Consider the following 7,566-nt stretch of genomic DNA (forward strand, 5'->3'; position numbering starts at 1 on the left):
ATGCCGCTATTGTCAGTCGAAGACTTACGGGTCGAACTTGCGACACGCGGCGGGATGGTGCCTGTCGTGGACGCGTTGTCCCTACATGTCGAACCGGGAGAGACGCTCAGTATTGTTGGCGAGTCTGGCAGCGGCAAATCCATGACAGCACTGGCGATCATGGGGCTGTTGCCGCGCATCGGACACATTGCAAAGGGCCGTATCCTTTTCGAAGGTCAGGATCTGACCCAAATGGAAGACAGCGCGCTGCGTGATATCCGCGGCAATCAGATCGGGATGATCTTTCAGGAACCGATGACCTCGCTGAACCCGGTTTACACCGTTGGCGAACAGATCGCGGAAGTGTTGCGCCGCCATCAGGGGTTAAGCCAAACCGACGCATGGTCCCGCGCCATCGAGCTTTTGGATGCGGTGCACATTCCCAATTCCAGGCGCCGCGCTGCAACATATCCACATGAAATGTCAGGGGGACAGCGGCAACGAGTGATGATTGCAATGGCGCTGGCATGTCAGCCCAAGATCCTGATCGCAGACGAACCGACGACCGCGCTTGATGTGACCGTACAGGCCGAGATTTTCGACCTCATGCGTGAGTTGTCGCGCGAGATGCAAACGGCCACGATTCTGATTACCCATGACATGGGCGTTGTTGCCGAAATGGCGGACCGGATTGTTGTCATGCTCAAAGGTGAGAAAGTGGATGGCGGTCGCGTGCACGATCTTCTGCAAAACCCGCAACACAGCTACACCAAATCCCTGATCGCAAGCGTGCCACATCTGACAAGTGAAACACTTGATACCACCGCGCGCACAGACGAACACGATACCCCCTTGCTGCGCGTCAGAGACCTCACCGTGCAATTCCCGGTGAAAAAGGGATTTGGCAAACGCGAGATGTTTACGGCGGTGAACGGAATCAGCTTTGATATCGCCAAGGGCAAGACACTGGCACTGGTCGGTGAAAGTGGATCGGGAAAGACCACCGCAGCCCTCGCCGTGGCCCGCCTCGTCGATGCGCAATCGGGCGAAATCACACTGGACGGCACCGATGTTCTGGCACTGGAGGGTGAAGCGCTCCGTCGGGCGCGCGCGAAAGTGCAGGTCATTTTCCAGGACCCCTATTCCTCACTCAACCCCCGTTTGCGCGCCGGTGCGATTGTCAGTGAGCCATTAGACAATCTGGGAACCTACCCCGTCACAGACCGGCCTGCGCGTGCGGCGGAGCTGTTCGAACAGGTGGGCCTGACGCCCGACCAGATGAACCTTTTCCCGCATCAGTTCTCGGGCGGTCAACGACAGCGTATCGGGATTGCCCGCGCACTTGCCACAAACCCGTCTCTGATCATTTGTGACGAGGCGGTTTCGGCGCTTGATGTGATCATTCAGGCGCAAATCCTCGACCTGCTCAAAGACCTGCAACGTGATCTCGATTTGACATATCTGTTCATCAGCCACGATCTTGGCGTCGTGCAGCAGATGTGTGACGATGTTGCGGTCATGTATATGGGCGACATCGTGGAGCGTGGGACACGAAACGCTGTTTTTGCAGACCCCAAACAGGATTACACCCGTCGCTTGCTTGCTGCGGTCCCCTCTATTGAGCGTGCACAGCACAAGCTGGGCCTTGATCAGCCAATCTGACGGAGCCGGTTTGAAGGCTGGTGTCGCTGTCCAATCAGGTGCCGTTGCCACCAAGACGGTGACCTTTGCAATCAATGCATCTGAGCCCGCCTCGACCCGCCGCCGCGCATCGCATGTTCCAAGCCCAGATGACAAAGTGTTTGCGCATTTTTGCGACATCGAAGAACCGACAAAGATACGCTGTTCCGTCGCTGAGAGAAACAGCATCCTCTAGCAGATGACGAGGTCGAAAACACATAGGGCGTTGAACCGGCATGAAGCACAGTCGGCACACCCATAATGCCTTCAGCTGCCAGACACGGAGTCCACCAGACACTATTCATCGTCAGTCCGGCCGCAGCAGAAAGAGCTGCACTTGCCAAAATGGACACGACGATCACAACCATGAATTCCGAGGACTTAGCCTACCACGAGGCAATGGGTTTTCGAACTCACCAAACGCTGAACGGCAAAATCTGCCAGTGTTTCAACTTGGCTAGATCAGGCGATCAAAGATACAGACGCATCTTTCCTAGACGGCACCGGCAATGAAAGAGTGGGCTCAGTTTCGCATTGTGTGACTGTCTCAGTCTTCTGTTGGGCGCTTTATTGGTGCAGTCTCAAGTGGCATTGGCATCTCGAACTGCCCTGCCACCTCCCGTGCAATCTCCGCAGGCTGTGCTGCCTCGGTTGAGTAGCTCAAACAAGCCGCTCGCGGCACTGGAACAAAGTTGTTTCCGGCGAGATAGCGCGCCAGGCCGTCCACGGTCGATAGTTTACCACGCTTCACCCGGTCGGGTGCCACGACGCGGTGCCTCAAGGTCTGCTCCGAGCAGGACAGATGTACATAGTCTACCTGACCGCCAAACTCCCCTACCGCGCGTTCGTAATCCTCAAGCAGCGGCAGGTCGTCGGGATGGCTATAGGCTGCGGTGGTAATCAGCACCTTCACATCCGCCCGAGCCGCACCGCGCAACGTAGCGACCCGCACATCATGCACCAGATCCCAGAAGCCCGGCGCGCTGAAGCTGAATACGTTGCGTGCCAAATCAATGGTCAGGTGATTATCTACCAATGGCACACCCGTCAGATCAGACAGCGCGCGCGCCACGGTCAGCTTACCCACCGCCGGGGCACCATGAAACAGGATCAATCGCATAATAACCTCTTGGCTTGAACAGTTAGTCGTCACCTCTGTAAAGGCAGCCTGGCGGACCTTCGGGCAACCCGAAGCCCGCCAGGCTGGTCAAAAGGGAAGCCGATGGCGCACCGGCGGTGGGCGTTCAACCTCTGGCGGGAGGCCAACATCTTTCTTCAGGTAGTCTGGCAACTCAACGTGCCCACGCAGAACGGGATGCTCACTGCGGGGGCGTCGCGCCAGAATAAACAACAGCCGCAGCAAGAGGCCACGCGAACGGCTGAGTGGGATATAAAGGGATAAGTTTGGCATTGTTCTCTCCATGGATTATGGAAAGCCGCCACATGAGGAAAACACAAAAAAGGCCGCTCACGAGGCGGCCTTCAGATCGGAAACCTGTCAGACCGCTTTAACGGGCTACTGCGCCTGCTGCGCGATGCATTGAGGTCTGATAATTCAGCATATCTGATCTCTCCTGTATCAGGGTTTCCGATTTCTGACGCTACCAGACGAATAGCTCGTGCTCAACAACCTATAAGTTCATTGGTCAAAAATTGCCGGATCACCGCTCAGGCGGGAGCAGCCGTCGATGCTTGGGTCGCTCCTGGATCCACAAGGAGTCCGGACTTGCAAGACTATTCGCTTCAAAGCTCCGCCGCGCGATCTAGGCGTTGGGGCTGGTAAGAATATAGAAAGCGGCTGCGCCTTTTTAAAGCACGAGCGGATAAGACGGCGCACATACTGCACACGCGACGCAGCAAGGCAAAACGTGTTCGACTACATCGAGATATTCTACAACCCAAAACGCAAACACACCAACAACGGCATGCTTTCGCTAGTTGACTGTAAAATAGCACAGAAGAAAACGGACCAAGCAGGCATCTAGAAAACTTTGAGCATCTCAGTAATCATCCAGAACCGCGCTGAAATAGAACCAGCCCCAGCCCAGAACCTTGATGTAAGTGAAGTCTATCTGCCAAAGTTGGTTGATCGCAGTTGTTTTGTCTTTGAACTCGTTGGCTGCCTTGAGCACGATGAAGGCGGGACTTGTGATCAGGTCGTGCGCGTTCAACACGTGGTAAACTGTAGATTCTGACACGAAGTAGCGTTCCTGATCCGTAAACGTCACTGCCAGCTCGCGCGGTGACAATTCCGTCTCATGCAAACCAGCCTCACTACGCTGCAGATACCCCATATTCATTTGATTGTAAGCGTCCGGTCTGACTACCCTGCCGGAGTTGTCCTAGTGTAAGATACGCGCACGCGGCGGTTCAGGCCGTGCCTGGCCCATGGCCTATTGGAGTTGGACAACAACACCGCCGAACGCGCCATACGCACCATCGCTTTGGGCCGAAAAACTACCTCTTCGTTGGATCACCCGCGGGTGGCCGCGCCGCCGCGTGCACGCTGATTAAGACTGCCAAACTCAACAGGGTTGATACCCAAACCTGGCTCGCCTATACCATCACCCGCATTCCCGATTACAAGATCACCCGCGTGAACGGCTGACTGCCTTGGGCAGGCGGAAAGGTTATCTCATGACTGCTGAACGTCCTGCACTTGGCCTGCGTCAAGCTTCTTTGTCTTTGACTGAATACGACCCCAGATGGGCTGACTTGTTTGCCAAAGAGGCCGCATTAATCGCCCAGGCTCTGCCAGATGTGCCATTTGATATCGACCATATCGGCAGCACCTCAGTACCCGGTCTGGCGGCAAAACCCATCTTGGACATTGCCATGCGCTCAACCCACGAAGAGCAGATTGCGACCGCTCTTACGAAGTTGGGTTACATAGATAGAGGCATTCGAAGCGGGCGGCTGTTTATCCGGCTGAGCGATGGCGACATCAGAACCAACAATTTGCACCTGTACCATCCCGACGATGCCGGTTGCCGCGATCAAATTGCCTTCCGTGACGCGTTACGAAGCGACCCAAAACTCCGGGATCAATACGCACACCTGAAACAGAAGCTTGTCGATGAGCTCGGTGACCAAGGCCGGGAGCTGTATGCAGGGCGAAAAACCGAGTTCGTAAGAGCCGTCATCGACGCCCAGAATAAGTAAGGGCGGTCAGACCGGACGCTTACTTCGATTGGCCTGCGACCGCACTCGGATTTCGGCCAGTCATCCGGTCAACTGTAGCATTTACACAAGAAACACAGTTCGTGTTCACCCAAGGCCCTGCACCATCAACATAATGCGGGTTTACGACGGCAAGTTCGGGAAATTCGTCCGTCATTGGACGTGTGTTGCCATAAACGCCGGCCACAGCACTCCCTGTTCTATTTGTAGCCACCCCCGCCGCAGTTTCCACCACGGTATCGACAGCACGTTTGACTTCATCGCCGCCGCGCCGAATGACCCACCCCAGCACTGCCATCACGGTCTTGTCGCCGGGAATGGCGGCCCCGACGCCCCAGGCAATTCCAGCCTCCACGCCGTATTCCAGTGAGGCCGCCATAAACGCGTTGCAGTTGGCGCGCGCGTTTGTTTGCTGGAACATCCGCCCAAGCTCGGCGATCTGCAGCCCTGACAGGGTGAACTGCGGGGACCCGAAGCCGTCGACCCGGTCATGCTCGGGGTGCGCCAAGATGCGCGATATGGGCGGGGCGCGGGCTGATGAGGTGAGCTGTGCGCTGCGCGTGGATGAGTGTGGAGGCATCGGCGCGAAACTGGCGTCCGAGACGGCCATGGGCACGGCAAGGGCCGTGTTTGGGCCCGGCATCGCCAGCAGAAGTGTCGCGAGGAAGGACAGGATATGAGCGAGGCGGCGCATGGGTTTGTTTAGCGGGAAGCGGGTCGTGGGTTCAACATAGCAGTCTCAAGGTTATCGACAATCCGCGCTTTGGTAAAAGCTATGCCGCCAATTTGAACCACGCCCACGAAGAACTCCAAGATTTGGTGGAGCGCGTGACGATTGAACTAGAGCTGATGAACGTCGCTAAAGAGTTGGAGCGTTGAGCACTAATGCTCCCTCTTTTCGTAACACTGGGGCGGAGCATTAAAGCCGTTCCAAAAAAACCAAAGTCGCCCACACTTCCCACACTTCCCACACTTTAGGAAGTGTGTGAACTTGTCGTAAAGAGCTTCGGTGTCAACCTTCTCTGAGTAACCATCATAATCAACATCTGATATTGTTAGCCATTCATTTGGATTGGGTACCGCACCAACGTCCAACCGTTCACCACACTTGCATTGAAATGAAGGCATTAGATCAATTCCCTATAATCACAATATCGGTGATGTTTGTTGCTCCAGCGCCGTTCACACGCCCAAGCACGTTGCCAAGCTGATCAGCCGTCACAGGTGAATTCGAGAGATCAACGACGATACCGGTCGCTCGATCATTCTTTTTCGCATAAGTTCGAGCGCCCATCCGCACCAAGTTGGACCCACTGGAACGATAAATACATGTGCAGCTGTTTCGCAGCTGCCTTTTACGCCAAAACGGAGCCACAAAATGCGATACAGCGAGATCAACCAAACCCAACTGCTGCAAGACGCGTTCCATTGCTACCGCCGCAATAATTTGGTCATATCCCAACGCAGCTTTTCCCGCCGCATATTGGGCAAACCACCCAGCTACTACTCCAGCATGATCGCCCGTAACCGCAAACCATCACGCCATGTACTGCAAACGCTTTTGTCAGTGACAAAGACGATACTCGCCACGTTCATCGGCAATCCGCATTTTGGCAAGCCTTACGCGGTGAACCTAAACCACGCTTACGAAGAGCTAGAAGCCATTGTCGAACAGGTTTCCGTGCAGCTGGATATCGGTTGCGTGGTCGAGAATTTGGAACGGTGATTAGGTCAGTCCCAAGATCTCAGCTTGATCAAAATAAAAATCAGCAATGTCTGGCAAAGCTTCCAGCACTGGGTCTGGTAAAATATGAAGGCCCATTTTCTTAGCTGCTAACCTTAAATTGAAAGCGCAACCATAGCTCACAATGTGAAGTGCGGCCGATGCCTTCTCATCACCATTTATAACCTCATATATACTGCCAAAATCAGACTTCATGTCTGGGTCTTCGATAAATTTCATCAACTCGGATTTAACGTCATAGTCTCCTTTCAACAATCGTTCGGACAACGCCGTATTTAGAAGTAACGTTTCTTGGATATCGTCATGTCCAGTTACAGACATTGCAGCGGAACGACTTAATCGCACAAGTAGTTCGGCCTGCTCCGTTTCGTCCAGCGTTGCAAACAGCTCACGATCAATCGACAATTTGGCCACCTCTTACAACGATACTGTCAACATTAGGCCGAACGGTTCCTCCTTCAGCTGTAATTCGTATGTTCAGTGTAGGGTAACGTTCGCTAAATTGACGAATAACACCCGGCGTTGCCGTCGAAGTTCCAAGCCCTTGGTAGCAAGTGTTACAAACGCCGCCTGTGTTCGAAATATGCACATTTACAGTTCGACCACTTAGCTGGGCACTGTTCAATCCTGCATCGTCAATCTGACGCGCTAGACCATTGAATATGTCTTCTTCAGCGTGACGAGAAGCAATCGGATTAGGGTTTGGCGATTTGATGGGACGGTTAACGCCGTACAAGTCATCCAAAGTATCTAGTCCTGCTTGACGCCGAAGTGCTGGTGAAAGCCCTTCAAAAGTTTGCCCTTCCAAGCCCGGTATGTCGGTTCTGCCAGCCGCAACTGTATTCGCATCACTCAAGTCGTAGCGAGTACGTATCCCAGCTAAGTCATCAGCATTAGCCACTGTTCTATTTGTAGCATTACAACACTCGGACGCGTGTTTTTGGAAGAAGCCAAAACTTTCCAATGAAGCCAATTGGTTAGCT

General features: G+C 54.2%; 9 protein-coding genes and 2 pseudogenes. 6 read left to right on the forward strand and 5 right to left on the reverse strand.

The features are described 5' to 3' along the window. A complete protein-coding gene (locus Q0859_RS17645) occupies positions 1 to 1,641 on the forward strand; it encodes an ABC transporter ATP-binding protein (RefSeq protein ID WP_299153682.1) in 1,641 nt (546 codons plus the stop codon). A 565-nt stretch (positions 1,642 to 2,206) separates the two neighbouring features. Here Q0859_RS17645 and Q0859_RS17650 read toward each other — a convergent pair. Next, on the reverse strand, positions 2,207 to 2,779 hold the full coding sequence (locus tag Q0859_RS17650) for a hypothetical protein (protein ID WP_299153683.1): 573 nt from the start codon (positions 2,777 to 2,779) through the stop codon (positions 2,207 to 2,209). 688 nt (positions 2,780 to 3,467) lie between these two features. On the opposite strand from Q0859_RS17650, the pseudogene Q0859_RS17655 reads away from it, so the two are divergent. Continuing rightward, positions 3,468 to 3,644 (forward strand): annotated as a pseudogene (locus Q0859_RS17655) (IS3 family transposase); the annotation flags it as partial. A gap of 18 nt (positions 3,645 to 3,662) precedes the next feature. Here the strand turns inward: Q0859_RS17655 and Q0859_RS17660 are convergent. After that, positions 3,663 to 3,914: pseudogene (locus Q0859_RS17660) on the reverse strand (IS3 family transposase); the annotation flags it as partial. A 147-nt stretch (positions 3,915 to 4,061) separates the two neighbouring features. On the opposite strand from Q0859_RS17660, the gene Q0859_RS17665 reads away from it, so the two are divergent. Genes Q0859_RS17665 through Q0859_RS17675 form a run of 3 tightly spaced genes read left to right on the forward strand, consistent with a single transcriptional unit; the run spans position 4,062 to position 4,821 of the window. Then, a complete protein-coding gene (locus Q0859_RS17665; protein ID WP_299153685.1) occupies positions 4,062 to 4,169 on the forward strand; it encodes a transposase in 108 nt (35 codons plus the stop codon). Then, a complete protein-coding gene (locus Q0859_RS17670; RefSeq protein WP_299153708.1) occupies positions 4,169 to 4,267 on the forward strand; it encodes a transposase domain-containing protein in 99 nt (32 codons plus the stop codon). Before Q0859_RS17665 ends, Q0859_RS17670 begins: the two co-directional genes overlap by 1 nt. Before the next feature lie 29 nt (positions 4,268 to 4,296). Next, on the forward strand, positions 4,297 to 4,821 hold the full coding sequence (locus tag Q0859_RS17675; protein WP_299153687.1) for a GrpB family protein: 525 nt from the start codon (positions 4,297 to 4,299) through the stop codon (positions 4,819 to 4,821). A 19-nt stretch (positions 4,822 to 4,840) separates the two neighbouring features. Here Q0859_RS17675 and Q0859_RS17680 read toward each other — a convergent pair whose 3' ends face one another. Further along, complete coding sequence (locus Q0859_RS17680; protein WP_299153688.1) at positions 4,841 to 5,533, reverse strand: hypothetical protein; 693 nt, start codon at positions 5,531 to 5,533, stop codon at positions 4,841 to 4,843. 684 nt (positions 5,534 to 6,217) lie between these two features. On the opposite strand from Q0859_RS17680, the gene Q0859_RS17685 reads away from it, so the two are divergent. After that, positions 6,218 to 6,565 carry a hypothetical protein gene (locus Q0859_RS17685; RefSeq protein ID WP_299153690.1) on the forward strand — a complete coding sequence of 116 codons (348 nt, stop codon included), beginning with the start codon at positions 6,218 to 6,220 and terminating at the stop codon, positions 6,563 to 6,565. Here Q0859_RS17685 and Q0859_RS17690 read toward each other — a convergent pair whose 3' ends face one another. Continuing rightward, on the reverse strand, positions 6,566 to 6,988 hold the full coding sequence (locus tag Q0859_RS17690; RefSeq protein ID WP_299153691.1) for a hypothetical protein: 423 nt from the start codon (positions 6,986 to 6,988) through the stop codon (positions 6,566 to 6,568). Then, on the reverse strand, positions 6,978 to 7,566 hold a 589-nt coding region (locus Q0859_RS17695), incomplete at its 5' end, for a hypothetical protein (protein WP_299153693.1). The genes Q0859_RS17690 and Q0859_RS17695, both read right to left, overlap by 11 nt.

This window comes from uncultured Tateyamaria sp., assembly GCF_947497045.1.
In the GTDB taxonomy this organism is placed as follows: domain Bacteria; phylum Pseudomonadota; class Alphaproteobacteria; order Rhodobacterales; family Rhodobacteraceae; genus Tateyamaria.